This is a genomic window from Streptomyces sp. NBC_00669 (assembly GCF_036226785.1).
Classification (GTDB): domain Bacteria; phylum Actinomycetota; class Actinomycetes; order Streptomycetales; family Streptomycetaceae; genus Actinacidiphila.
Map to the genome: position 1 here is coordinate 4,250,023 of NZ_CP109018.1, position 26,274 is coordinate 4,276,296.

The following is a 26,274-nucleotide window of genomic DNA, read 5'->3' on the forward strand; positions in this document are numbered from 1 at the left end:
TCGGGCAACGGTATCGGCCGGACCGAACCGGCCGGGTGCCGCTTGCTCTCCCGGGGGCCGCTTGCTGTCAGCGACGGTGCGCGAGGGCGCGGCGCAGGTCGTCGAGGCCGTCGGCTAGGTGGCGGCGCAGGGAGGGGGTCAGGTCGGTCCTGGCCAGGCACGCCTCCGCCGCGCGGATGGTGTCCGGGTGGGCCGCGCCCACGGGGAAGAGCCCGTGGCCGAGTGCGCCCGCGACCGCGCCACCACGCTGCCCGGCCGCCGGAACCTCCTCGAAGTACCGCAGCGCGTAACCCTGTTGGCCGCGAGGCGAGCCGGAACGCCAGAAGCCCTCCGCGGTCGCGGTGAGCAGGGGGCCGGCGAGCGCGTCGGGGGTGAACAGCCGCTGCCAGGCCCGTTCCTTCGCGGCGTCGTCCGGGAGCGCGGCGCGGGCCCGGGCCGCGCCCAGCTCACCGGTGTCGCTGGGGTCGGCCGCCAGCTCGGCGGCGATCCGTGCCTCGTCGGCCGCCCCGGTCGCGGCGAGCCGGGTCAGCGCGGCCCAGCGCAGGCTCGCGTCGAAGTCGACGCCGTCCGGCAGGTCGCGGCCGTCCAGCCAGCCGTCGAGCTCCGCTCGCCGGCCCTCCCCCGACGCCGTGTCGATCACGCCGCGCAGGGCGGCGATCCGCAGTCCGCGTCCGGCGTCCGGGCGGGCGAGCACGGCGCGTGCGGCGTCGCCGAGCAGGAGGAGCGCGGCGGGCCGTTGGTCCGGGTCGAGGTAGCGGGCGACGACATGGTCGCGGGCGAAGGCCAGCACCGCCCCGACGATGCTGTCCGAACTCTCGGCCGGGAGGTGGGCGGCGACCAGGCGCAGGTAGTCGGCGGCGGGCAGTTCGGCGCCGCGGGTCAGGTCCCGGAGGTGCTCCCAGAGCACGGCGCGGCCCAACTCGTCCTCGACGGCGGACAGCGAGGCGGTCACGGTGGCCGCGGAGTGCTCGTCGAGCCGGACCCGCGCCCAGGTCAGGTCGCCGTCGTTGGGCAGCAGCAGGGCGGCGCGCGGCGCACCGACCAGTTCGGGCAGCGGGGTACGGCCCCCGGGCGCGACCTCGGCGTCCAGCCGCCGGCGGGCCACGAGCGCGGCACCGTCCCGCTCCCGTACGCCGTCCCGCCCGGCCCCGCCGTGCCCCTCACGCCCGCCGGCCCACTCGTACACACCGATCCGCACCCGGTGCGGGCGGCTGCCGTCGTTGACCAGCACGGCGGAGGTGACGGCCCCGCCGGTCGCCCCGGTCCCGGCCTCGGCCTCGGCCTCGACCCCGGCCCCGGCCCCGGCCCCGGCCCCGGCCTCGATCCGCAGCGTGTCGACGCCCGTGGTGCGCAGCCACCGGTCGGCCCAGCCCGGCACGTCCGGGCCGTCGGCGGACGTCAGCGCGGCGAGGAAGTCGGCCAGGCCGGCGTTGCCCCGGCGGTGCTCGGCGAAGTACGCGTTGACCCCGGCGAAGAACGCCTGGTCACCGAGGAGGTACATCAGCTGGTGCAGCGCCGAGGCGCCCTTGGCGTACGAGATCCCGTCGAAGTTGGACAGCGCCTCGGCGGCGGAGTCCGCCCCGGTGGCGGCGACGGGGTGCGTGGTGGGGCGCTGGTCGGCGTCGTAGCCCCACCCCTTGTGGCCCGCGGCGAACAGCGCCCAGGCGCCGGTGTAGCGGGTGGCCTCGGCCGCGATCCGGTAGCCGAGCACCTCGGCGAAGGACTCGTTCAGCCAGATGTCGTCCCACCAGGCCAGGGTGACCAGGTTGCCGAACCACATGTGGGCCATCTCGTGGCACACGACCACCGCCCGGGTCACGCGCTGCGCGTCGGTCGGCGCGGAGCGGAAGAGCATCGTGTCCTGGAAGGTGACGCAGCCCGGGCTCTCCATCGCCGCCCAGTTCAGCTCGGGCAGGAACACCTGGTCGTACCCGCCGAACGGGTAGCGCTCCGCGAAGAGTTCGTGCAGCCGGTCGAACGACGCCCGGGTCAGCTCGAACAACTCCCCTGCCTCCCGGTCGAGTTCGGCGGCGAGCGAGCGACGGGCGTACAGCCCGAGCGGGATGCCGTCGTGCTCGGCGCGCACGGCGTGCAGCGGACCGGCGACCACGGTCGTCAGGTAGGTGGAGATCGCGCCGATCGGGTCGATCCGCCAACGGCCGTCGGGCAGGCGGCCGTTGGCGCCGTTGCCGATCACCGTCCAGCCCTCGGGCGCGGCGACGGTGAAGGAGAACGGCGCCTTCAGGTCCGGCTGGTCGAAGCAGGCGAAGACCTTCGGGGTGAGGTCGGGAGCGCATGCCGCGTACACGTAGACCTCGCCGTCGGCCGGGTCGGTGAAGCGGTGCAGGCCCTCGGCGGTGCGCGAGTACGGCATGTCGGCCTCGACCAGCAACTCGTTCCCTGCGGCCAGCGCGGGCAGCGGCAGGCGGTTGCCGTCGAGGGTGCCGGGGTCGAGCGGCCGGCCGTTCAACTCGACGCGCAGCAAAGCCCCGGGCTCGATGTCCACGAAGGACGCCGCACCGGGCTCCGCGCACCCGAAGCGGATCACCGCCGTGCTGCGGAAGCCCTCCTCGCCACGGGTGAGGTCCAAGGTGACGGAGTAGGAGAGGACGTCGAGCAGGTGCGCGCGCACCTCGGCTTCGTTGCGCAGAAGGGCTGGCATCCCCGCATGCTGCCCCAGCCCCCACACGTCGGACAACCCGATAGAGACGACCGCAGCGGCCGCGAACCGGCCTTCGAGGAGGCGGCGGCCCCGGGAAAAGCCGGCCCGATTGTCATGGTCACCCCCTAGAATCCGGCTGCCCGCACGACGGCTTCCCGCTGATCGTGACGCAGGGCGTATCCCAGGGGGGATCATGAGAGAACCGAAAGGCGCCGCCACGTCGCGGCGCAGGTCGTGGACGAGACGGCGGAGGGCCGGGGCGGTGCGCGGGACGACCGCGCTGACCGCCGCGCTCGCCACGGCGGCGACCCTGTGGCTCGCGCCGGCCGCCGCGGCGACCGGCGGCACGAGTGTGGCACCGGCCGGTGCCGGGACCTCCTCGACCGCCCGTGCCGGCGGGCACGCACCAGCCGACGCGGCGGCCGCGAAGCCCGCGCCGGGCTCGGCGGCAGCGAAGGCCGCGAGTTCCAGGACCGCGGCGAAGTCCCTCGCGAAGTCCCCGGCCGAATCCGCCGGAAGGTCGGCCGCGAAGTCCACCGCGCCGCCGCGGGCATGGACCAAGTCCGACGCCGAGAAGGCGCACGCCCAGGCGGTGCGGCAGACCACCGCCGCCGACTCACCCGACGCCTGCTCCGGCGCCTTGGCACCGCACACCGTCTACTCCTGCGCCGATCCGGAGAACGGCGACCCCGTCTACACGCTCGACCTGCCGCGGTCGAAGGACGTGCTCTTCGTCCAGGTCGTCGCACGGGACCCCTTCGCGCCGACCCCGGTGGTCACCGCGCCCGACGGCACCATCCTCACCTGCGACCGTCCGGACGACCCGCAGCAGCAGAGCTACGGCACCCTGCGCTGCCCGACCGCGCAGGCCGGCACGTACACGCTGACGGTCCCCGGCGCCGGCTTCACCGTCGCCTGGAACGCCCTGCTGTCGGACGCCGCCTGCACCACGCTGTCCGCCCAGGACACCGCGCTGGGCGCGCCCGTCGCCCTGGCCGGCTCCCTGGACGCCGGCTCCCCCGGCGACTGCTACAGCCTTCCGCTGGCGGCCGGGGACGTCCTGCGCTCCCGGGTGTCGGACTGGACCGACAACGCGTGGGTCTACGACGCCGACGGCACCCAGGTGTGCGCCAAGGGCGACGGCTCCTTCGAGATGGACTGCACCCTCACCGGTTCCGCGCCCTACCGGGTCCAACTCGACCAGCGCGAAGCCGAACAGAGCAGCTACACCCTCTCCTTCGCCCGCCTGTCCACTCCGACCGGCTGCCCGGCCTTGGACCCGCAGGCTTACGGCACCGTCCCGGACGCGTCGTCCACCGCGCGCTGCCGCACCCTGCACGTCACAGCCGCCGGGCCGTACGTCTTCGGTACCGCGGCCGCCGACCACGGCGTCACCGGCGCCCTGTACCGGGCCGACGGCACCGAGGTCTGCACCGAGGACCAGAGCACGGCGTGTGCGCTGACCACGGGTGACTACACCTGGGCCCGCGACTTCCAGGACAGCGGACCCGCCGCCTACGGCGTGTGGTTCCGCGCCGCGGCGAGCACCGACGGCTGCACGGCCGGCCGCGACGACGAGTTCGCCTCCGGGTCTCTGACCGGGGCCTTCGCCGGCCAGGGCGAGGAGCTGTGCTGGACGCTGCCGACCGCGACCGGCCAGGGCCTCTACCTGCTCGACCAGCAGGAGGGTCGCGGGGCGCAACTGGAGGAGGCCGTCTACGACTCCGCGGGCGCCCGGCAGTGCGCCGACGACACCGTCCGCCTGGTGTGCAAGCTCACCGGCACCGCGCCCTTCCACCTGGCGCTCGGGAACACCGCGACCGGCAGCGACTCCGGTGCCGACACGGGCAGTTACGTCTACACCGTGCAGCGCACCGGCTCCACCAGCGGTTGCACCGCCTGGCCGCAGTCCGCGTTCGGCGGCTCCTACGGCGCGGAGGTCTCCCTCACGGCCGCGCAGCAGATGCGCTGCCTCGCCCTCCCGGCGGACAGCCACTCCACCGCGGAGATGCTCGACTTCACCAACACCTCCAACCGGCTCGACGCCTCCTACCAGGTCTACGACGCGGCGGGCGAGAAGGTCTGTGCCAGTTCGGGCAGTTCGCTGACCACCTGCCGCTTCGCCACCGGCACCGCCTACCAGGTGCTGCTGGTGGGCACCGGCTATGACGACACCTACGACGTGGTCCGGCGCGACATCTCCTCCACCGCGTCCTGCAAGGCGCCCGCGTCCCTCACCGTCGGCGGCGCCGCGACCGCCTACTCCTTCGGCTCCGCCCTGGACAGCGGCTGCCTGCACGTGTCCGCCGCGGCCACCGACAAGCTGTGGCTGTCGGTCCGCACGCCGAACCCGGAGTACAAAACGGGAGCCGACCTGTTCGTCGCGGACGCCGACGGCACCGTCGTGTGCTGGCAGCAGGGCACCGCATGCCGCGTCACCGGCTCGACGTCCTACGTGATCGGCGCGGTGGCCTCCGGCTACGACGGCGACCCCATCGCCGCACGGGTGGACACCTGGAAGGTGGGCACAGCCGCCGGCTGGGTGCCGCAGTGCACGGCCAACCAGCTTTCGCCGGACGGCTTCCCGGTCCAGAGCGGTAGCTTCACCGAGTCCGCGTCCGGCTACTGCGCGGTGATGGACCTCAAGCCCTCGCAGCGGTTCGACGTCTACGGCACCGACAGCGACATCGCCGGCTACGCGCTCTCGGTGGACCTCCTGGGCACCACGGGCTTCGCCGGGACCTCGATCAACACCGCCTACCAGTGCGCCATGTACAGCCCCGGCTTCCACTCCTCCTGCCTGACCGACTCCTCCGCTCCGGCCGGGCAGTACATCCTGGTGATCTCGGCGGACCACACCACGGCCCCGGTGGAGTACTCGGTCCAGGGGGTGTGCAGCCAGGGTTGCTCCACCCAGCACCCCCACGCCGATGTCACCTCCCTGAGTCCGGCGACCGGCAAGGCCGGCACCGCCACCCAGGTCGTCGTGCACGGCTCGGACCTCACCCTCGGAACGGACGTCGAACTGGCGAGCAACGGCGTCCCCCCGTCGTCCGGCTCGTGGAGCAGCCCCGTCTCGGTGAGCGCCGACGGCACGTCGTTGACGGTGCTTCTGAACCCGGGGTCCGCCGATCCGGGCGACTACGACGTCGTCGTCGACCAACCCGGCTACAGCGTCGGCACCAAGTCGACCGGCTACCTGCCGGACGGCTTCACCGTCACCCCCGCCGCCACGGCCTCGCACGGCCGGTTCGTCCCGGTCACGCCGACGCGCTTCCTGGACACCCGCAACGGAACCGGGGCACCGAAGGCACAGGTCGGAGCCGGCAAGACCGTGCGGCTGACCGTCGCCGGAGCACACGGCGTCCCTGCCTCCGGCGTCACCGCGGTGACCATGAACGTGACCGCCGTACACCCCACCACGACCGGCCACATCACCGTCTACCCCGACGGACAGCAACTGCCCTCCGTCTCCAGCGTCAGCTACCAGGCCGGCCACACCATCGCCAACCTGGTGACCGTACCGGTGCACAACGGCGTCGTGGACCTCGAGAACAGCGCCGGCACGGTCGACCTCCTCGCCGACGTCACCGGCTACTACACCGACGGCGGCAACGGATCGGCCCTGACGACGATCACGCCGACGCGCTTCCTGGACACCCGCAACGGAACCGGGGCACCGAAGGCACAGGTCGGAGCCGGCAAGACCGTGCGGCTGACCGTCGCCGGAACACACGGCGTCCCTGCCTCCGGCGTCACCGCGGTGACCATGAACGTGACCGCCGTACACCCCACCACGACCGGCCACATCACCGTCTACCCCGACGGACAGCAACTGCCCTCCGTCTCCAGCGTCAGCTACGGTGCGGGGCGGACCATCGCCAACCTGGTGACCGTACCGGTGCACAACGGCGTCGTGGACCTGGAGAACAGCGCCGGCACGGTCGACCTCCTCGCCGACGTCTCGGGCTACTTCTCCACGACGGGCTCCGCGTTCACCCCTGTCGACCCCGTGCGGCTGCTGGACACCCGAAGCGGGCTCGGCGCGCGTGCCGGACAGGTCGGCCCCGGCGCGACGGTGAGCTTCGAGGTCGACGGGGTCGACGGCGTCCCCACCGACGGTCTGACGGCCGTGGCACTCAACGTCACGGCCACCGCCCCCAGCGCCAACAGCCACCTGACCGTCTATCCGCACGGCACACCGCTGCCGGGAGTGTCGAACCTCAACTACCCGGCAAGCACGACCATCGCCAACCAGGTGGTGGTGCCCGTGGTCGACGGCAGGATCTCCCTGACGAACTACACGGGTGACGTCCAGGTCATCGCTGACCTCGACGGCTACTACGGCACCTGATCCGCCGCGCGCCCGCCCGACAAGGGCGGCGCGTCACGGATGACGCCGGCGGCCCGCGCCCTCTGAGGCGCGGGCCGCTCCGGTGTCGGGAACCGGAGCGGAATCGGTCGGCGCTCCGACGGAACGCGGTCGGTCCCCGTCCCGCCCGAGGATCGGATCGCACATGGCCCCCGGCCGCGCCGGGCGCCGTACGCACGTGGGCCCCCGGCCGGGCGCGGGTGCGCGTCGCGGCCGGGGGCCCTTCGGTGCCGGGTGCGGCGACCCGGTTCAGCGAGCGGGGAGCGTCAACTCACCTTGACGTCGGAGGAGTTGACGAGCGCCAAGCGGTGGTTGTACTGGATCGTGTACACCGTGCCGGCGCCCTGGATGTAGGTCTCCGTGGGCCGGGTCGTGCCGTTGGCCGGGTAGAAGTCGTCCCGGTTGGCGGGCTTCGCCGTCGCCACGTACTGCTGGCCCGCGGCGAAGGTGTACTTGCTGAGCGGCGGCGCCACGTCGGCCGAGAGGCCCGCGGGGTACTCGGACGCGTCCGGGTACGCCTCACCGAAGAGGGGTGCGGCGGTGTCCCCGGCCGTCGTGAGGATCTTCACGTCCTGCGCCTCGACGGTGTTCTTGCCGTCGGGGTTGTCGAACCAGACCTTCTGGCCGCCGTACCAGATGGCCGTCCACTCGCCCTGCTGGTCGGCCACGACGAACTGCTGCCCGGCCGAGACGGTCGAACTCCAGTCGCTGATCTCGTCCTTGCCCGGCGAGCCGTCGGTGTGCACGTACGGGTCGCTCGCCAGCGGCGCGGTCGCGCTGGGCGCGGTGCGCACGTAGAGGAAGTTCGACGCGGCGGTCTGGTCGGTGCAGGTGGTCGTCGCCCCGGTCGGGTCGTCCACCGGGCACACGTTGACCGTCTGCTCGTTGGACGCGAACTCCGGTGCGATCGTCACGGCCGTGCCGACCGGGCCCACGCTGTGCTCGCCCTTGTCCGTCGGCGCGCCCAGCAGCGCCATGAACTGGTTCCAGTCCCAGTACGGTCCCGGGTCCCAGTGCATGCCCGAGACGAGCGAGTCGACCGGTCCCGGCACGTTGTCGTGGCCGATGATGTGCTCACGGTCCAGCTTGACGTGGTACTTCGCCGCCAGGTACTTCACCAGGTCGGCGGTGTTCTGGTACTGCACCTGCGTGTACCAACTGGCGCCGTGGGCCGCGAAACCCTCGTGCTCGATACCGACCGAGTGCATGTTGAACCAGTAGTTGCCCGCGTGGAACGCGATGTCCTTGGTGGCCACCGACTGCGTCACCGCGCCGTCGGACGAGCGCATCACGTAGTTCGCCGCGTCCCCGCTCGCCGGGTTCTGGAACCCGTCGATGGCGGTCTGGTACGACGTCTCGGTGTCGTGGATGACGATGTACTTGATCTTCATCCCGTCGGCGGCGCGGTCCGCGACCTGGTAGTTGGTCGTCGCCGCGGGTGCCAGCTGGCAGTCGAGCTGCTGCGGGCAGTCGGTGCCGGAGGTCGACGTCTTCTTCAGGTGCAGCGACGACAGGTGGCTGGTGTCCGCCCGAAGCGAGGGCTGCGACGCCAGGTCCACCCGCTGGCCCCCGGTGGTGGTGCGCTGCGCACCGGACTTCATCGTCGCGAACACCCGGTTCGCGAAGTCCTCGGCGGCGGCCTGGTCGGTGGACCCGCTGTACCGGGCCACCGCGGCGTACCAGTCGGCCGGGTCCTGCGGGGCGTCACCCCGCAGCTTCTTCTCGTACGACGCCAGGAGCGCCGCCGCGGCACGGATGTTGTCCCGCCGGTCGGTCCGCACCTGCTGCGCGGGCACGTCGATCAGCTTGGCCGCCGCGGTCAGCGTGTGCAGCGACGGGTCGGACGCCAGCGACGCCAGGTCGGAACGGCCCGCCGCGCCGGCGCCACCGTCCGCGACCATCGACGGCGTCACGTCCGTCAGGCTCATCGGCCCGAATCCGCCGCTGGTGTTGTGCCCCTGGTGGACGTCCCACTGGGATTCCTCGTACGCGACCGCCATCAGCACCGACGCCGGTACACCGGACTCCTTCGCGGCGTCCGCGAAGTCCTTCTGCTCGCCCGCGGAAGCCGGCCCCGCACTGCTCCCGCTCTGGCTGGCCAACGCCACCGGCGCGCCGACGCACCCCGCGACGACCAACGTCGCACCCACGACATACGTCGCAAGTTTCCGCTTCGATCTCCGCCTCTGACCCACGGTTGCTCATCCTCCGTCTGTATGTGATGCGCTCCTGATCATCACATATTTGATTGAGCATCAGTCGACGTGCCGCTCGTTTTCGGCGCGGAACCGATCACCCTGTGCAGGACCACGGTATGCCGTGCCGATCGGCAGTACGGCGGCAGGTCGCTGGCTGGTACATCGAGCCGCCGGCATGCGGTCATGGAGTGCGCGAGTCGTGAACAAGCAGTGAACAAGCCGCGCCTATGCGGTGGTCGGCGCGATGCGCATTTCCTATTTCCCCGACCGGGCCGATTCGAGGGCCGGTTGGCCTATCCGGCGGGTGAGACTGGCCTCATGGCTGATATCAAGCGCAGCGCGGGCCTGCTTCTCTTCCGCCGTACCGGCGCCGGGGTGGAGGTGCTGCTCGGGCACATGGGCGGACCCTTCTGGGCCCGCAAGGACGCCGGGGCGTGGACGGTGCCGAAGGGCGAGTACGAGGGCGACGAGGAGCCCTGGGACGCCGCGCGCCGCGAGTTCCGCGAGGAGTTGGGGCTGCCGGCCCCGCAAGGGGCGCCGCTGCCGCTGGGCGAGGTGGTGCAGTCCGGGCGCAAGCACGTGACGGTGTGGGCGGTGGAGGGCGACCTCGATCCGGCGGACGTGGTGCCGGGCACGTTCACCATGGAGTGGCCGCGCGGCTCGGGCCGCACCGCCGAGTTCCCGGAGTTGGACCGGGTGGCGTGGTTCGGGCTCGACGCGGCGCGCGAGGTCGTCGTCACGGCGCAGACGGCATTCCTGGACCGCCTCGCGGGGCGGATCTGACGTCGTGGGCACCACGGATTCGCGCGGGCGGATTCTCGCGCGCGTACGCCTTTGCGCGGGAACAAATTTGCGCGAAAACAAATTGCGGGGTGACGACATTCCGGGGTGGCGACATTGCGTGGGGATGGGATTACGCCGTGACGTGACGGATTTGCTCCGGACGGCGGATTCGTTCAATCGGTGAGACCGGAATTTCGTCAGGTGAGCCCCGATCTGCCGACGGCTCGTGACCGTGAGAGCGTCGAAGGAGAGAGGCGCGGCAGCACCGTGCCGTGCCCGGATCGGGACGCTCCCAGGAGGAGGACCTCGCGATGAGAGCACTGGAAACGATCGGATTCTCGCTGGTCGTGATCGCTTTCGCCATCGGCACTCTCGTGGTCCTCATGGGCGGACCGAATTACCACGGCGGCACCCGGCACCCGGACCGGCCCCACCACCGCAGGCACCTGCTGCACCACTAGCGGGCCTGCCGTTCGCGGGCGCGCACCCGCGCCAGACACGGTGAGCGGGCGTACGGTCAGCGGGCGAAGGCCGACCCGAAGCCCGCGCCGTCGGTCGGTATCGGCGTACCGAAGTCGACAGCCGTGATCGTGATCGGGTGCCGCAGATCGAGGCCGGCCGCGGTGCCGCGCACCACCGCCACCTGCGGGGGGCGGACGTCCGGCGAGCCCATCGCGAGGTCGGCCCGCCCGTCGCCGTCGGTGTCGAGCATCGCGGTGGCCGCGGCGTCCTGGGCCGGCACGAGTTGCGCCGCTGACGTGGTCAGCCCGTGCGGGCCGCCGCGCAGCACCAGCACCGCGCGGGACGAGCCCCCGCCCGTATTGGCGACGAACGCCAGGTCCGCGTAGCCGTCCCCGTTCACGTCCCCCGCCACCGGCAACTGGCCGAACTCGTCCGCGAGGGGCGGCCCGGGCAGTCCCGGGGTCGCGGCGGTCAAGGTGAGCGGTGCGCGCGCGGGGCCGTTCCTGCCGCCGTACCAGACGGTCAGCCGGCTGCCGCCCTTCGGCGGCCCCGGCTCCTCCTCCCCCGGGCCCACCTCGTCGGGCAGGCCGACCGCGATGTCGTCGCAGCCGTCGCGGTCGAAGTCGCCGACGGCGAAAGGCGTGTCGTAGCTGCTGCTGTAGACGTCCCTGCCCCGGGCGTCCTTCAACCGCGGCCCCCGGGTGGCACCCGTGGCCGTGCCGTACCAGACGACCGTGGCGCGCGGGGTGTCGACCACGTCGGTGTACTGGGTGGTCCAGGAGGTGACCAGGTCGTCGCGCCCGTCCCCGTTGAAGTCGCCCACCGCCACCACGCTCTCGCCGCTGAAGGCGGAGCCGCCCGCGGACCCGCCGTCCACCGGCATCCGTACGGTCGCGGTACGGGCCGGCTTGCCGGAGCGGCTGAACGGCCCGTAGGAGAAGGTCTCGGTCAGGGGATCGTCGCGGACGGTGGCGGCGACGTCGGGGTGGCCGTCGCCGTCGAAGTCACCGGTGAAGGGCCGGGTGCCGCGCAGCCGCGCGGGTCTGCCGCTCGCCCCGGAGCCGTCCCACACCAGGAACAGCGTGTCGTAGCCGGCCTGGGCGACGAGATCGGCCCTGCCGTCGCCGTCCAGGTCGGCCGAGGCCGTCGCCGCGGCGAAATAGCCGCCCTGACCCGCGGGGCCCGCGCCGATGCTGTTCTGCGTCATCATCCGCGCGCGCTTCGGGTCCGTGCCCTGGGGGCCGCCCGGCAGCACCGCGGCGTACCCGGCGGCCCGCACCCCGCCGACGCTCGCCGTGTCGTCGGTCACGACGAGGTCGCCCCTGCCGTCCCCGTCGAAGTCGTACGGGCCGCCCCTGCCGGGTCCGCGCGCCGCGGAGCCGGCGGACGGCGAGGCGGAAGCGGATGCGGATGCGGATGCGGATGCGGATGCGGACGGCCGCTGGTCGGACGGCAGTTGGTCGGACGGCCGCTGGTCGGACGGCAGTTGGTCGGACGTCGGGCGGGCGGACGTGGTTCGGCCCCCTCCGCCCCCACCGGACGGGGCCCCCGAGCAGCCCGCGAGGCCGAGGGCCGCCCAGCACACCGTGACCGCGACCCACGCGGCAAGTCGCTTGCGCATACGTACACCGACTCGGGACACCCGCCGAAGGTTGTCCCAAAACCGGGCCGCACGGGCACCGGAGCGCCCGTCCGGGCACCCGATTCCCGGGGTCCCGGAGGAATACCGTGCCGGCGCAATCACCGGGCCTCGGGCGTTTCCAGTGCCTCCGGCGTTTCCAGGACCTCGGGGAGCGATCCTCCCGCCATCGGAACATCGGGCACCGCCGATATCTGACACGGTCTCAGAAACGTTGTGAGCGACGCCATATACCGCAGGCGCCGATCTTCCCGCCCGATCCGTGGCAAACGGTCCAGCCGAATGCCACACGCTTCACTCGTTTGCCTCGTCCTGCTCCCGCCCCGTCCTCGTTGATGGAGATGTGAACACGCCCCTTGTCCAACAGACTTCCGAGTACACGGACCCACGGCACGTCAGCTCCGGCCCCCTTCCGCGGGAATTCACTCCCGCGGCCACCACGGAGGTGGCGCGCGGCGCCGAATCCGGCTGCGAGCCGGCCGAAGGTCCGCATTCGTGCAGTTCCCTGCTCGGCGAATTCCTCGCCCTCATGGGACGTGTCGAAGTGGACTTCCGCGGCGTTTGCGCCTCGCACGACTCGGAGACCCGATGAGCGCTCACCGGCAGAACTCGCGCCCCGGGTGGCCCCATAGTGTATGAATACGATACTTACCAGATGGTGGGCGCCGACGAGTTCGCTCCCCCGCTGGGCCGGCTGCCGGACTTCTACCCCGAGGCGGAGCCGGACGACACCCGGACACAGGGCGACTTCGATGCCGAGTTCGAGTACCTGTTCCAGCCGCAGGTCCCGGAGGAGGCGCCGTTCCCGGCCGAACCGCCCGCGGCGCCCCCGATCAAGCACCGCCGCAGGCGCCCCCGGCTGGTGCGGCCGCGATGGTCGGCCGTCGTCGGTGTCGTGATCACCGGGATCACGAGCGCGGTCACCAGCGGCGTCAGCGTGCTCGGCGCCATGGTCTCCTACGGTCCGCTGCGCCGACTGGCCTCGCCGACCGCGCACGAACTGGACTGGTCCTGGCCGCTGCTCGTCTACGGTCCCTGGCTGGTCGGCTGCCTCTTCGTCCTGCATGCCACCGCGCACCGGCGTCCCACCCGGACCGGGTGGACCGCGGTGTTCCTCTTCTCGGCGATCGCCGTGGCCCTGTGCGTCGCCCACGCGCCGAGAACCGTCACCGCGAGCGCCACCGCCGGCCTGCCCCCGTTCTCCGCACTGGCCAGCTTCGTCCTCCTCTCCCGGCAGATCACCCTTCTCCGCCCCGACCGGGTGGAGATCCCGCGCCAGCGCCGGCGCAAGCACTGAGCCCCGCGACGAGGGGCAGGTGACCTCGGCGCGACCACCGGCACCGGTGCCAGAACAAGTCGGCCGACGTGCGGCCCGCACAGTCCCAACGGGAGGTTCGGCGTGCTCCTCGAAGAAAACAGTCAGGTGATGATCGAAAACCCGCGCACAGAGGACTGGCTCGTCTGGGGCATGCACTCCACCGTCGCCCCCGACGCTCCGGACACCCTTCTCACCGTGATCGAACTCCCCGCGGTCAAGGAGATGATCGACATGCTCGTGCAGGGATACGTCACCGGGCAGGAACTCCACGAGGCGCTGGACGCCTTCGCGCAACGGCTCAGTCCGCCGGACCCGCGGTACGAGGACACCGAGACGGCGTTCACCGGCTACGACTGCCCGCTCGGCTGTCCGGTGTGCGCCGGCGCCCGGGCCGAGTTCGACGCGATCGCCGCCGAGTCGTTCCTGCACAAGGTGCGCCTGTCCGATCCGGACCTCTATCCGTACGCCGCGGGGAGAACCACGCTGCACCTGAGCAGTTGCCTCCGGGTGGCGCGGTATGTCGGCCGGGCGGAGCCGGTGGGGTCGCGGTGGTCCCTGGCCGGCCTGTCCGCGTTCGCCCACCACGGGGTGTGCAGCACCACGTGGGCGGCCGGGATGCAGGTCATGACCGCGGAAGAAGCCGCCGAATGGGTCAGGTGGCAGACCGACCCCCGCCACGGGAGCGGCTACAAGCTGTGCTGCCACTGCCTGTCCCCCGTCCCGGCGCCCGTGCCGGACGAGGAGAGCGGGTGCGACATCACTTACTGGCCCGCGGAGAACGCCGTCACCTGGGGATAGCCGTCGTGGAACGGATCAGAGGCCGTGCCGGAGGGCGGTGAAGAGGCGGTCGAGGCGGGCGCGGTGGTCGGGGAGCACGGCGTCCGGCGGGTCCCCCGCGGTGAGGCGGCGCGCGGTACGGACCAGGACGGTGCCGTAACCGGCGACGAAGAAGGCGGCGAGCAGGTCGGGGTCGCCCTCGAAAGCCGGGTCGCGGGCGAGTTCGTCGGCAAGGGTCTGCTGGAGGTCGGCGGCGATCTCCCGGGCGCGGGCGATCAGCGCGGGCGAGCCCGCGACGGTGCGGAAGAAGGGGAGGGAGCGGTCGTTGACGCCGGAGAGCGGGTGCCGGGTGTCGACGAGCCGCAGGACGGTGGCGCGCAGCGAGGTCGGTACGTCGACGCCCGGGGCGCGGTCGCGTACCGCCGAGCGCAGGAAGTCCACGGCGTCGTCCGCGCGGTCGAGGAAGAGGTCCTCCTTGCGCGGGAAGTGGTTGAAGACGGTCACGCTGGAGACCCCGGCCGCGCGCGCGACCTCGGCGACCGTGACCGTGTCGTACCCGCGCTCCAGGAAGAGCCGGGTCGCGGCCTCCGCGATCCTCGCGCGTGTCTGCGGCCCGCCGCGCTCTCCGGTCCTGGGCATCCGGCCTCACTCCCGCTCTGGCTTGTGTGACTAAACTTAGTCACTTAATATAGTGGTCGGGCCGCCGAACGGACCCACGTCATTGTCGTCCGGCACGTCGGGCGGACCTGGCCGGCGGCCCCTTGCGTACGGTGCCGGCGGCGGACCTCGTCGCACCATGCCGCGAGCGGCACCCACCAGCAGCGGCCACCAGCGGCGGCCACCAGCAGCGGTCGGCAGCGAGCAGTCGAGCCACGCCCGCGGACCAGCCGGGCCGCGTCGAGATCGGAGCGCATGATGAGAGCAGCCCGTTTCAGCCGGTTCGGGGGCCCGGACGTCCTCGAACTCGTGGACCTGCCCGCTCCGCGGCCCGGCCCCGGCCAGGTCCGGATCGCGGTGCGCGCGGCCGGCGTCAACCCGAGCGACTGGAAGAAGCGCGCGGGGCTCATGGACGAGGAACTCCCGCAGACCCTGGGCTACGAGGCGGCGGGCATCGTCGACGCGCTCGGCGAGGGCGTCACGGACGCGGCCGTCGGCGATCGCGTCTTCGGCTTCTGCGCCGAGGGGGCGGCGCAGGCCGAGTCGGCGGTGCTGTCGTACTACGCGCCGATCCCGCCGTCGCTCGACTTCGCCGGCGCCGCCGCGCTGCCGGCCGCCGTCGAGACGGCGACCCGCGCGATCGACCAGCTCGGCGTGGGGAGCGGCGGCACGCTGCTGGTCAACGGCGCTTCCGGAAGCATCGGCAGCGCCGCGGTCCAGTTCGCCGTCGCGCGTGGCGCGCGGGTGATCGGCACCGCGAGTCCGGCGAACCACGCGTACCTGCGCTCGTTGGGGGCCGTGCCCGTCGCCTACGGTGACGGGCTCGTCGAGCGGGTCCGCGCGCTCGCGCCCGACGGCGTCGACCTGGCGCTCGACGTCGCCGGCAGCGGCGTGCTGCCCGAACTCATCGGCCTCGCAGGCGGCCCGGAACACGTCCTGACGGTCGCCGACTTCGCCGGTGCGCAGGAGCACGGGGTGCGGTTCAGCCGGGGGGACTCCGGCCGCGCGCTCCACGCGCTCGCGGAGATCGGCGAGTTGATCGAGGCCGGGCGCTTCTCGCTCCCCGTCGGCGGGACGTTCCCGCTCGCCGACATCGCGGAGGCGCACCGCGCCGGCGAGGACGGCCGCCTGCGCGGAAAGCTCGTCCTCCTGATCGGCTGACCCAACCCGAGCCGACAGCACGCAGGTCCGGCCAACCCGCCGCGTGGGCAGGACCCACGGGCCCAGCGCGCCACAGTAGGTGGCTGAGCGCGCAGTTCCCCGCGCCCCTGAGCAAGTACGGCTCCCCCCGCGGAAGAACGGCACCCCCAAGCGGCGCTGGGGGCACCTCCCAGGCACCCCTGAGCAAGTACGGCTCCCCCAAGGGGCGCGGGGAACTGCGCGACCAGCCCATTACGCGCGGGTGGTCCGGCAACTCACCGCGGGGGCAGGGCCTGCGGGCCCAGCGCGCCACAGTGGTCGGCTGAGCGCGCAGTTCCCCGCGCCCCTGAGTAAGTACGGCTCCCCCGCGGAAGAACAGCACCCTCAAGGGGCGCGGGGAACTGCGCGACCAGCCACCCACACGCGGGTGGTCCGGCCAACCCGCCGCGGGGGCAGGAACCGCGGGCCCAGCGCGCCACAGTAGGTGGCTGAGCGCGCAGTTCCCCGCGCCCCTTGAGGGTGCGGCTTCCCCCGCGGAAGAACCGCACCCTCAAGGGGCGCGGGGAACTGCGCGACCAGCCACCCACACGCGGGTGGTCCGGCAACTCACCGCGGGGGCAGGAACCGCGGGCCCGGGGGGTCACGTCGGTGGGGGGACTTGCGGGGTGTGAGGAGGCCGCGGTTGAACCCCTCGGCCACGGCGGCCGCGCGATCGCTGACGCCGAGCTTGCCGTAGACGTTCAAGAGGTGGGTTTTGACGGTGGCCTCGCTGATCAGGAGGCGGGCCGCCACCTCGCGGTTGGTGGCACCGGCCGCGACCCACTTCAGGACCTCGCTCTCGCGCCGGCTGAGCAGTCCGGGGCCGGGTGAGCGGACCCGGTTCATCAGCCGGGCCGCGACGGCGGGGGAGAGGACGGCCTCACGGTTGGCGGCGGCCCGCACCGCGCGGAGCAGTTCGTCGCGGGGCGCGTCCTTGAGGAGGTAGCCGGTCGCGCCCGCCTCGATGGCCGGCAGGACGTAGCTGTCGGAGTCGTACGTGGTCAGCACCAGCACCCGCGCGGTGCTGCCGGTCCTGGCGAGTTCGGCGATCGCGGTCACGCCGTCCATCCCGGGCATGCGCAGGTCCATCAGGACCACGTCCGGCCGGAGGCTGCCGGCCATCCGGACCGCCTCGGCGCCGTCGGCCGCCTGGCCCACCACCTCGAAGGCCGGGTCGGCGGCGAACATGCCGCTCAGGCCGTCCCGGACGACGGGGTGGTCGTCGGCGATCAGCAGCGTGATCGGGGCCCCGCCGGCCGGGCTCACGCGCCGGCCTCCACCGTCTCCTGGGGCACGCACGCGGAGACCGTCGTACCCGATCCCGGCGCCGACTCGACCCGCAACGTCCCCGACAACCCCTCGATCCGCTCCCGCATCGCCTTCAAACCGAACCCACCGCCCGCTTCCGTATCCGACCCCGATCCCGGTTCCGCTTCCGTGCCCGATCCCGCTTCCGCTTCCGCTTCCGGCTCGGGTCCGACCGTCGCCGGCGCGGGCACGCGAGGGGCCGACGGGTCGAAACCGCAGCCGTCGTCCCGCACCTCCAGCGTGACCTCGGACCCCAGATACCCGAGCGTCAGCGTCACCGTGCCGGCGCGGGCGTGCCGGGCCACGTTCGCCAGCGCCTCCTGCGCCGCCCGCAGCAGGGCCAGTTCGGTCTCCGACGCCAGCGGCCGGGCGGTCCCGACGGTGGTCACCTGCGCCGTGACCCCGTGCAGCGCCGACCAGCGGTCGGCGACCCCGGCCAGCGCCTCCCCCAGCCCGGCGGTCTCCAACGGCTCCGGCCGCAACGCGTCCACCGACCGGCGCGCCTCGGCCAGGCTCTCCCGGGCCAGCCGGGTCGCCGCGGCGAAGTGCGCCCGCCACCGCTCCGGGACGTCCCCCGCCGACTCCGCGGCCTGCAACTGGGTGACGATCCCGATCAGGCCCTGCGCCAGCGTGTCGTGGATCTCCCGGGCCATCCGCTGCCGCTCGTCCAGGACCCCCGCCTCGCGGGCCTGCACCACCAACTGCCGGTGCAGCCCGGCGTTCTCGGCCAGCGTCGCCTGGAGCCGGCGGTTGGCCTCCCGCGCCTGCTCCAGCGCCGCCACCCGCTCCACGTTCTTCCGATCGACGTCCCACTCCCACCACGCCATCCCGCACATGCAGACGACGTTCACCGCCAGCACCACCACGGTGAGCGCCACCCCGAAGGCGTTGTGCTTGGGGATGCCCGCCACCTGCGCCATCCCCGACTCGAACGCGACCACGGAGACCCCCGCGAGCCGCCACGGCCAGACCAGCACCCCGAACGCGTAGAAGTACCCGGCCGGGGTGAACAGGCCGAACCACGGGTCGCGCAGCACCAGTACGCCGATCAGCACGACCAGCCCGGCGAAGAACACCGCCATCACCGCCACGCGCTCCCGCCACGCCGGGTGCCAGGTGAACATCCACAGCATCCACAGCGCCGCCGTGGCACACAGCCCCAGGTCGATCAGCAGGGAGCCGCCCGCACCGCGCTTGACGACCAGCGTCACGACGACCAGCGCGGCCAGGATCACGTACGGCGCCACGGTCATCAGCGGTTCCAGCCGCTGGTCCTGGCGACCCGGCCGTACGGGCGGCGCCGCCCCGCTCATCGCGGCCCCTCCCGCTCCGGCCCCACCGCCCACGACCCCGTCATCCCGTCCCCCGTTCTCATTCCCAGCGGAACCATTTAACCGCTCCCCCGCCGAAGACCACCGTGTACGCGACCAGCGTGATCAGCTGCACCGGGTGCGGCCAGTGCCCTTCCGTCGCGTCCGTCAGCGCCTGCACCGCGGCGCCCAGCGGGGCGGCCTGGCTGATGTGCCGCAGCAGCGACGGCATGGTCGCGATCGGCAGGAAGAGCCCGGCGAAGAACATCATCACGTAGAACAGCGTCACCCCCACCGCGTTCGCGACCTGGCTGTTCGGCGAGGCCGCCGCGACGAACAGGCCGAGCGCGATCAGCGCGAGCGCGGTCAGCACGATGCCGATCGCGTACCCGGCGGCCTGCCGCGGCAGAGGCACCCCGAACGCCAGCCGGGCCACCAGCAGCAGCGCGACCACCGCCACGGCCGCGGTCGCCAGGTTGACCAGGAGCTGCGCCGCCAGCACCCGGGCCGGCCCCACCGGCGTCGTCCGCAACCGCCGCAGCACCCCCTTCTCCCGGTAGCCGACCAGCACCTGCGGCACCACGTTGAACGACAGCGTGGCCAGTACGAAGGCCGCGAGGATCGGCACGTACACGTCGAGGAGGGTGTACCCGTCCAGGTTCGCGCGATGCCGCCGGTAGAACGGGACGTTCCCGAACACGACCAGCAGCACCAACGGCAGGCCGACCGCGAAGACCGGGCCCGCCTTGTCCCGCAGGAACAACCTCAGCTCGGCCAGCGTGAGCCGGCCCAGCGCCGAACCGTCCGCGACGGCGCCCGGCACCGCCGGCGCGCTCGACGTATCCACCGGCATCACTGAACTCCTCTTCCTGCTCGTACGGTTGCGCGAAGGTGCGGAGAAACGAAGGTGGGGCGAACGGTCAGTCGTGGACGGCGCCGGGCGAATCCGCGTCGCCCGTCCCGGTGGTGGGGTGGTTGCCGGTCAGCGCGACGAACGCGTCCTCCAGGCTCGGCTGGTCCACCCGCAGGTGCTCCGCCACGATGCCGTGGCGGGCCAGCACCGAGGTGACCGCGTTCAACGCGTTGGCGGTGCCGGTGACCAGCACCAGATCGCCCCGCCGGGTCAGTCCGGTCACGTCCGGCAGCTCGGTCAGCAGGCCGTCCTCGAACGGCACCGACGGCCGGAACCGGATGCGCTGGCCGTCCGGGACCCGCTCGGTCAGGGCGCTCGGGCTGTCCACCGCGACCACCCGGCCCCGGTCGATCACCGCCACCCGGTCGCACAACCGCTCGGCCTCCTCCATGAAGTGGGTGACCAGCAGGATCGTCACCCCGCGGGCGCGGACACCCTGGATCAGCTCCCAGGTGTCCCGGCGGGCCTGCGGGTCCAGCCCCGTGGTCAGCTCGTCCAGGACGGCCACCTCCGGGCTTCCGATCAGCGCCAGCGCGATCGACAGCCGCTGCTTCTGGCCGCCGGACAGATCCGCGTACCGCGTCCGCTCCTTGGCCGTCAGCCCCAGCGCCGCCATCAACGCCCGCGGATCGGCCGGCCGGCGGTAGAACGAGCGGTACAGCCGCAGTGCCTCGCCCACCGTCATCCGGTCCTGGAGCTGCCCGTCCTGGAGCTGCACCCCCAGCCGCTGCGTCAACTCCGCGCGGTCGCGCAGGGGATCGAGCCCCAGCACCCTGATCTCCCCGCCGTCCGGCGTCCGCAGCCCCTCGACGCACTCCACCGTCGTCGTCTTGCCGGCGCCGTTCGGACCGAGAATCCCGAAGATCTCGCCCTGCTCCACGCGGAACGAGACATCGTCCACCGCCACGGTGCCGCCGTACCTCTTGTGCAGGTTCCGCACCTCGACCACCGCGGGCATACGTGGTGTCCCCTCTGCTCCCGAACCCTTCCCGGACCGTTCACCACCCTGACAGCGGACGGCTTCCGCGCCCATCGACCGACCGACCACACTCCGCGGACACCGGCTGATCGGCCACCGGGCCGGTCCCCCTCCACCGATCGGTTGATCCGGCCCATCCCCCGTGCGCCGCACGCCTCTTGAGCACCGCCCGTGCCGCCGCCATGCTGGGGGCGCTCCACGCCCGCGGCCCACTCCCAGCCGCTCGCTCACCGAAAGGACCACGATGACCTCGTCCCCGTCCTCGTCCTCCTCGCCGTCCTCCCCTCCCTCCTCCCCCTTCGACCGCCGCACCCTGCTGCGCGGAACGCTGGCCGCAGGCGCCGGCGTCGTCCTCGGACCGATCCTGCTGTCCCGCTCGGCGTACGCGTACACCTGGTCGCGCACCCTCCAGCAGGGATCGACCGGCGCCGATGTGACCGAACTGCAGATCCGGGTGGCCGGCTGGGCCACCGGCAGCGCCGGCCACACCCGGGTCGCCATCGACGGGGACTTCGGCCCGGGCACCGCCACCGCGGTCCGGCTCTTCCAGTCCGCCTACGGCCTGTCGTCCGACGGCGTCGTCGGCCCCGCCACCCAGGCGCAGCTCAACGCCCTTCAGCAGTCCGACGGTTCCACCGCGCACTTCGACTTCAGCGAGTTCACCGACCGGGTGAGCGGCACCTTCGACGGCGGCAAGGTCAGCGCCGCCGCCGCGAAGGAGAACGTCCGCCGCGCGATGTACAAGCTCGAAGCGCTCCGCAAGAAGCTCGGCAACGTCCCCATCACCGTCAACTCCGGCTTCCGCAGCATCTCCCACAACGCCGCGGTCGGCGGGGCGAGCGACAGCATGCACCTGTACGGCACGGCCGCCGACCTCGACGTCCCGGGCGTGGCCAACAAGACCGTCTACCAGAAGGCGGAGACCTGCGGCTTCTCCGGCCTGGAGACCTACACCGAGGACCACCAGCACGTGGACAGCCGGGCCGACCTCGGCCGGGCCTGGTGGTGGGAGAACGGCACCGTCTGACCCGCCCCGCCCGCCGGGAAGGGGCTACGGACTCCCGGGCCGGGCCACGTCCCGGGAGTCCGTACCCCCACCCCCACGTATCCCAGCGGCCCCAGGGCGTAGCAACGACGGCGGCGGAAGTCGAGGACGTTCGCGGAGTCGTTCCATCCCGGATCGAGGGTTCACCAGGGGTCAACTCGGCGTTCACCGTCGACCGACAGGTTCGGCAGCATGACTTCGAGACCCTTCTCCCGCAAGCGCACCCGGGTTGCCGTCGCGATCGTCGCCACCGCCGCCGTGGTGGGCGCGGGCACCGCCGCGGCCCAGGCCCACGGCTGGCTGTCGGCTCCGTCGCACGACTTCTCCGCGGCCGCCGACTCGTACTCCGGCCACGGCAAGGTGACCGGCAACGTGCTGCGCAACGACGCCCGCGCGACCGCGGTCGTCCGGCACACCGACCCGTCCGACGGCACCGCGACGGTCAACCCGGACGGCTCGTTCACGTACACCCCCAAGGCCGGCTTCAAGGGCACGGACACCTTCACCTACACGGCGACCGACGCGGTGCAGCTGTTCAAGGACACCCAGGCGAACGGCGACGCCCTGCCGCCGCTGGCGAAGGTCGCCGGCCCGAACGGCACCACCACCGAGATCTCCGGTGAGGGCTACGGCTCCTCGCTCGCCCCGGTGCCCGGCAGGTCCGGCTACTTCTACGGCCTCACCGACCGCGGCCCCAACGCCGACGCCCCCGACGGCAACAAGTCCGAGATGGTGCCGGACTTCACGCCGCAGATCGGCGAGTTCAAGCTCGTGGGCGGCAAGGCCGAACTGGTCAAGAAGGTCACCCTGAAGGGCCCGAAGAGCCTGGGCGGCGTCAACTACAGCGGCCGCCCGCCGCACGACACCAGCGAGGTGATCGACGACGTCAACGCGACCAACGCCAACGGCGGTACGCCGGTCCCCGTCGCCAAGGACCCGTACGGCTACGACTCCGAGGGACTGGTCGCGCTGCCGGACGGCACGTTCTGGGTCTCGGACGAGTACGGCCCGTACATCACGCACTTCGACGCCAGCGGCTACGAGTTGGGCCGGCTGACCCCGTACAAGGACAGCCAGGACAACGCGTATCACAAGATCGTCGGCTACCTGCCGGCCGAGTTCGCGGACCGCCTGAAGAACAAGGGCATGGAGGGCCTGACGGTCACCCCGGACGGCTCGACCCTGGTGGGCGTCATGCAGTCCGCGCTCCAGCAGCCGGACCTCGGCAGCACCAAGGCCGGCAACGTCTCGACCACCCGCGTCATCACGATCAACCTGCGCACGTACCAGACCAAGCAGTACCTCTACCTGCTGGACGACCCGGACGACACCGGTGACGCCAACAGCGAGATCACCGCGCTGTCGGACACGAAGTTCCTGGTCGACGAGCGGGACGGCGACTTCGAGCCGTTCGCGCAGAAGAACCTCTACGAGATCGACATCAACGGCGCCACCGACGTCAGCGGCCTGACGATCGGCGGGAAGTCGCCGGAGGCGTTCGTCGGGAAGAAGGGCACCAACGACGCGCTGGCCGCGCTCACCGGCGCCGGTGTGCACGTCGCGCAGAAGCAGCCGTACCTCAACGTCGGCACGCTGGTGAGCCAACTCGACCCCAGCGGTGCGTTCTTCTCGCACGACAAGGTCGAGGGCGTCGCCACCACGGACGCCGGCAAGACGCTCTACCTGTCCAACGACGACGACTTCGGCATCGACACCATCGCCGTGGACCCCGACGGCAAGTGGACGGTCCACCAGAAGGTGATGCCGCCCACCGGCCAGACCGACAACGGGGAGATCCTGAAGGTCGACACCACCAAGCTCCCGGCGGTGCTCAAGACCGTCACGGTGACGATCCACGTCCGCTGACCCGCCCCACCTCCGTCCCCCGGGCCCGCCCACAGAAGTGGGCGGCCCCGCCGGCGCCCCACGCCCCGGCGCCGTTCGCGCCTACGAACCGGACCGCGCCGATGCGGCCAGCAACTCCGCGGTCAGTTCCTCCAGTTCCCTGCGGCGAAGAACCCGGGGCGGTCCGGCGGCCCCGGGGAGCGGGACGTGCAGCGGCTCCGTCCAGCGACCTGGAACGCCTGCGATGCCGTGAACCGCCCCGGCCAGCGCGCCGGTGACAGCCGCCACGGTGTCGGTGTCGCCGCCCAGGTCCACGGCAGCGCGCACCGCGTCCTCGTAGCAGGTGGTGGTCCGCACCGCCCAGACGGCCGAGCCGAGGCAGGGCCACACGGCGCCGTTGAACTCCGTTGCCTGCTCGGGCTCCCAGCCAGGGGCCAGCACGACCGCGTACCGCCCGCGGTGTTCGGCGCTCGCCGCGGCAAGCGCGGCCGGAACAGCGTCGAGCGGGTCGGCGCCGGCCAGCGCCACGCGCAGCAACTCGTGGAAGATCGCGGTGCCCTCCCACGCGGCGGGGTCCCCGTGGGTGAGCGCGGACAGCCGGCGCCCCGCGTCCATCGTGGCCGCCCTTCCCCGCCCGCCGAAGAACACCCCCGACGTGGCGGCCCGCATCAACGCGCCGTTCCCTGCCGCCCGTTGATTGCCACGGAAGTGGGCCTCGGCCGCCTGGTCCCACGGCAGTCCGTTGGTCAGGACATCCTCGGTCTGCAACCCGATATCCTTCGGCTCGGCCGCCGCCCAACGCCGGAATCGCGCGAAGACGTCCTGCAGCTCCAACCCGCCGCGCTCGACCAGCGACTCCCCGACGTGCACCGCCATCTGCGTGTCATCGGTGGCCTCGCCGACCTCCCAGCCGCCGCCTCCGCACATCTCACCGCCCACACCGGCCCTCGGGAACCGGGTGGAGAACGTGCCCGCCGCACCGAACTCGAAGGGCGCGCCCAGCGCGTCCCCGACCGCCGATCCGACCACCGCGCCGATCGCGCGCTCCATCCGATCCATGCCGGCAGCGTAGGGGGACGGGCGCCCCCGGGAGGTGCGGGTCAGCCGAGGGGGATGACGACTCCGGCGGAGGGGTGCGGGCGTTCCGCCTCGTCGAGCATGAGCGCGGCCACGGTGGAGCGGGAGGTCCGCGGCGGGAGCAGGGGGCGCGGGTAGTCCGCGAGCGGCACCGTGCGGCGCTCGGGCCCGAGGGGCCCGTCCGTGAGGTCCGGCGCGTGGAAGACGGTCGCGCCGGCGTCGAGCGCGATCCGGTCGGCCTCCGCCTTCTCCGCCAGCTCCGCGCCGACGAAGATCCGCATCACCGCGGAGTAGATCAGCCCGCCGGCGCCCTTGGACGGGCCCGTCCCGAGCGCGCCGAGCCACACCGTACGGACGCGCGCCTCGGCCAGCCGCCGCGCGCCGGCGGCCAGCGCGCCCGGGCCGTCCCCCTTGCTGATGCCGACGGCCGAGACGACCACGTCCACGTCGTCCAGAGCGGGGAAGGTCCCGGGAGCGGAGACGTCGGCCCGCCGGACCTCCACCCGCCCGGCGCCCGCCCCGGCCTCCGCACCCGCGGGCGGGGCGAACCGGTCCGGGGCCCGCACCAGCGCCACCACCTCGTGACCCCGCTCCCGCGCCTGCTCCACGAGGAGGCGGCCGGTCTTCCCGGTCGCGCCGAGTACTGCGATGCGCATGATCATCCGCCTTTGACTGAACAACTGTTGGTCATATGAGTAAACAAGTGTTGGTTATCGGTGTCAAGGAGCTGCCCAGGAGCGGGGAGCGGTAGGGTGAACCGTCGTCGCCGAACGGTTCACGCAGGTCGGAAGGCCGGAACCCGGAAGGTCGGAACCGGGAGGGCCGGGAGGGCCGGGAGGGCCGGAAAGTCGGATCGGACGTCGGAAAGGGGGCGACGGTGTCGTCTCAGGAGCGGGCCGCGGCCCGCCGCCGCAACCCGCGCGGCCAGGGGCAGCTGCTCAAGGCCCAGCTCGTGGAGGCCGCGGCGAAGCTGCTCGCCACCCTCGACCAGCCGGAGACACTCACGCTGCGGCAGGTCGCGCGGGAGGTCGGCGTCGCGCCGGCCAGCATCTACAGCCACTTCCCGGACCTGGGCGCGCTGATCCAGCACGTGCTGCGGCTGCGCTACGACGAGCTGGCCCGGCTGATGAACGAGGCCGCCCGCCCGGCCCCGGACCCGCTCGCCGACCTGGTGGCCCGGTGCGCGGCCTACGTGCGCTGGGGGGTCGAACAGCCCGGCCACTACCGCACCCTCTTCGGCGGGCGGATGCCGGCCGACCTCGTCCCCGTATCGACGCACGGCGCCGGCGCCGAGATGCTCGGGGCCGTCATCGCCTCCCTGACCGCGGTCACCGAACCGGACCGGAAGGGGTCCACGGCGGAGCAGCAGTGGCAGGCCGGGCTCATGCTGTGGACCGCGATGCACGGCCTGATCAGCCTCTACAACGACCACGGGACGATCCCCTGGCCGCCCCTGGACGACCTGATCGTGGACCTGCTCGCCCTGCACACGGGCCGGCCGGCGGGCGAGATCGCGGCGCGCCTGCCGTAGCCGGGCGGGCCAGTTGTTCATCGGTTGCGTGGGCGATCCGAACGCCGCGCCCTACGGCACCGACCCGGCCGCCTTCCGGTACTCCACCTCGCCCGCGTTCCGGGTGCCGACCGGTGACGAGCCGTTGTTCCGCGCGTACTTCACCGAGGTGGCCGCGCTCGCCGACCGGAGGGTGGTCTGACGGTCGGCGGCTGTTCCTCGCCGCGGTCGAGGGCACAC

General features: G+C 72.7%; 20 protein-coding genes. 10 read left to right on the forward strand and 10 right to left on the reverse strand.

The window, feature by feature from the left end; translation table 11 throughout:
* Positions 1-67: 67 nt before the first annotated feature.
* Positions 68-2,662, reverse strand: a complete 2,595-nt coding sequence (pepN, locus tag OG896_RS17510; RefSeq protein WP_329366520.1) for an aminopeptidase N — start codon at positions 2,660-2,662, stop codon at positions 68-70.
* 262 nt (positions 2,663-2,924) lie between these two features.
* Here pepN and OG896_RS17515 point away from each other — a divergent pair, with 262 nt between their 5' ends.
* A complete protein-coding gene (locus tag OG896_RS17515; RefSeq protein WP_329366522.1) occupies positions 2,925-7,016 on the forward strand; it encodes a hypothetical protein in 4,092 nt (1,363 codons plus the stop codon).
* Between the two features lie 284 nt (positions 7,017-7,300).
* Here OG896_RS17515 and OG896_RS17520 read toward each other — a convergent pair whose 3' ends face one another.
* Positions 7,301-9,184, reverse strand: coding sequence for an N-acetylmuramoyl-L-alanine amidase (locus OG896_RS17520; protein WP_329366524.1), 1,884 nt, complete (start codon positions 9,182-9,184; stop codon positions 7,301-7,303).
* 366 nt (positions 9,185-9,550) lie between these two features.
* Here OG896_RS17520 and OG896_RS17525 point away from each other — a divergent pair, with 366 nt between their 5' ends.
* Positions 9,551-10,015, forward strand: a complete 465-nt coding sequence (locus OG896_RS17525) for an NUDIX domain-containing protein (protein ID WP_329366526.1) — start codon at positions 9,551-9,553, stop codon at positions 10,013-10,015.
* Between the two features lie 311 nt (positions 10,016-10,326).
* On the forward strand, positions 10,327-10,476 hold the full coding sequence (locus tag OG896_RS17530; protein ID WP_329366528.1) for a hypothetical protein: 150 nt from the start codon (positions 10,327-10,329) through the stop codon (positions 10,474-10,476).
* 56 nt (positions 10,477-10,532) lie between these two features.
* Here OG896_RS17530 and OG896_RS17535 read toward each other — a convergent pair whose 3' ends face one another.
* Positions 10,533-12,098, reverse strand: a complete 1,566-nt coding sequence (locus OG896_RS17535) for an FG-GAP repeat domain-containing protein (protein ID WP_329366530.1) — start codon at positions 12,096-12,098, stop codon at positions 10,533-10,535.
* Positions 12,099-12,771: 673 nt separating this feature from the next.
* Here OG896_RS17535 and OG896_RS17540 point away from each other — a divergent pair.
* Both OG896_RS17540 and OG896_RS17545 read left to right on the forward strand, forming a co-directional pair.
* Positions 12,772-13,413, forward strand: a complete 642-nt coding sequence (locus OG896_RS17540; RefSeq protein ID WP_329366532.1) for a DUF2637 domain-containing protein — start codon at positions 12,772-12,774, stop codon at positions 13,411-13,413.
* A 129-nt stretch (positions 13,414-13,542) separates the two neighbouring features.
* Positions 13,543-14,232, forward strand: coding sequence for a hypothetical protein (locus OG896_RS17545; RefSeq protein ID WP_329366534.1), 690 nt, complete (start codon positions 13,543-13,545; stop codon positions 14,230-14,232).
* A gap of 15 nt (positions 14,233-14,247) precedes the next feature.
* Here the strand turns inward: OG896_RS17545 and OG896_RS17550 are convergent, their stop codons facing one another.
* Complete coding sequence (locus tag OG896_RS17550; protein WP_329366535.1) at positions 14,248-14,850, reverse strand: TetR/AcrR family transcriptional regulator; 603 nt, start codon at positions 14,848-14,850, stop codon at positions 14,248-14,250.
* Between the two features lie 276 nt (positions 14,851-15,126).
* Here OG896_RS17550 and OG896_RS17555 point away from each other — a divergent pair, with 276 nt between their 5' ends.
* Positions 15,127-16,029, forward strand: coding sequence for an NADP-dependent oxidoreductase (locus tag OG896_RS17555; RefSeq protein ID WP_329366536.1), 903 nt, complete (start codon positions 15,127-15,129; stop codon positions 16,027-16,029).
* 585 nt (positions 16,030-16,614) lie between these two features.
* Here the strand turns inward: OG896_RS17555 and OG896_RS17560 are convergent.
* The 4 genes from OG896_RS17560 to OG896_RS17575 all read right to left on the reverse strand — a co-directional run bounded on the left by OG896_RS17560 (position 16,615) and on the right by OG896_RS17575 (position 20,536).
* Positions 16,615-17,313, reverse strand: coding sequence for a response regulator transcription factor (locus OG896_RS17560; protein WP_329366539.1), 699 nt, complete (start codon positions 17,311-17,313; stop codon positions 16,615-16,617).
* Positions 17,310-18,668 (reverse strand): sensor histidine kinase, encoded by a 1,359-nt coding sequence (locus OG896_RS17565; RefSeq protein WP_329366540.1) that lies wholly within the window; start codon positions 18,666-18,668, stop codon positions 17,310-17,312. Before OG896_RS17565 ends, OG896_RS17560 begins: the two co-directional genes overlap by 4 nt.
* 58 nt (positions 18,669-18,726) lie before the next feature.
* The gene (locus tag OG896_RS17570) at positions 18,727-19,518 is read right to left on the reverse strand and encodes an ABC transporter permease (RefSeq protein WP_329366542.1); all 792 of its coding nucleotides are present in this window, start codon (positions 19,516-19,518) and stop codon (positions 18,727-18,729) included.
* A 67-nt stretch (positions 19,519-19,585) separates the two neighbouring features.
* Positions 19,586-20,536: an ABC transporter ATP-binding protein gene (locus OG896_RS17575; protein WP_329366544.1), complete on the reverse strand. Its 951-nt coding sequence runs from the start codon at positions 20,534-20,536 to the stop codon at positions 19,586-19,588.
* A 265-nt stretch (positions 20,537-20,801) separates the two neighbouring features.
* Here OG896_RS17575 and OG896_RS17580 point away from each other — a divergent pair, with 265 nt between their 5' ends.
* Together OG896_RS17580 and OG896_RS17585 are read left to right on the forward strand one after the other, a co-directional pair.
* A complete protein-coding gene (locus OG896_RS17580; RefSeq protein ID WP_329366546.1) occupies positions 20,802-21,584 on the forward strand; it encodes a D-Ala-D-Ala carboxypeptidase family metallohydrolase in 783 nt (260 codons plus the stop codon).
* Positions 21,585-21,794: 210 nt separating this feature from the next.
* A complete protein-coding gene (locus OG896_RS17585) occupies positions 21,795-23,468 on the forward strand; it encodes an esterase-like activity of phytase family protein (RefSeq protein WP_329366549.1) in 1,674 nt (557 codons plus the stop codon).
* Between the two features lie 81 nt (positions 23,469-23,549).
* Here the strand turns inward: OG896_RS17585 and OG896_RS17590 are convergent, their stop codons facing one another.
* Together OG896_RS17590 and OG896_RS17595 are read right to left on the reverse strand one after the other, a co-directional pair.
* The gene (locus tag OG896_RS17590; RefSeq protein ID WP_329366551.1) at positions 23,550-24,506 is read right to left on the reverse strand and encodes an ADP-ribosylglycohydrolase family protein; all 957 of its coding nucleotides are present in this window, start codon (positions 24,504-24,506) and stop codon (positions 23,550-23,552) included.
* Between the two features lie 41 nt (positions 24,507-24,547).
* Complete coding sequence (locus OG896_RS17595) at positions 24,548-25,180, reverse strand: NAD(P)-dependent oxidoreductase (RefSeq protein WP_329366553.1); 633 nt, start codon at positions 25,178-25,180, stop codon at positions 24,548-24,550.
* 221 nt (positions 25,181-25,401) lie between these two features.
* Between OG896_RS17595 and OG896_RS17600 the strand changes: the two genes are divergently transcribed.
* Positions 25,402-26,055 (forward strand): TetR/AcrR family transcriptional regulator, encoded by a 654-nt coding sequence (locus tag OG896_RS17600; RefSeq protein ID WP_329366554.1) that lies wholly within the window; start codon positions 25,402-25,404, stop codon positions 26,053-26,055.
* Positions 26,056-26,083: 28 nt separating this feature from the next.
* Positions 26,084-26,236, forward strand: a complete 153-nt coding sequence (locus OG896_RS17605) for a hypothetical protein (RefSeq protein WP_329366556.1) — start codon at positions 26,084-26,086, stop codon at positions 26,234-26,236.
* The last annotated feature ends 38 nt before the right edge of the window (positions 26,237-26,274 follow it).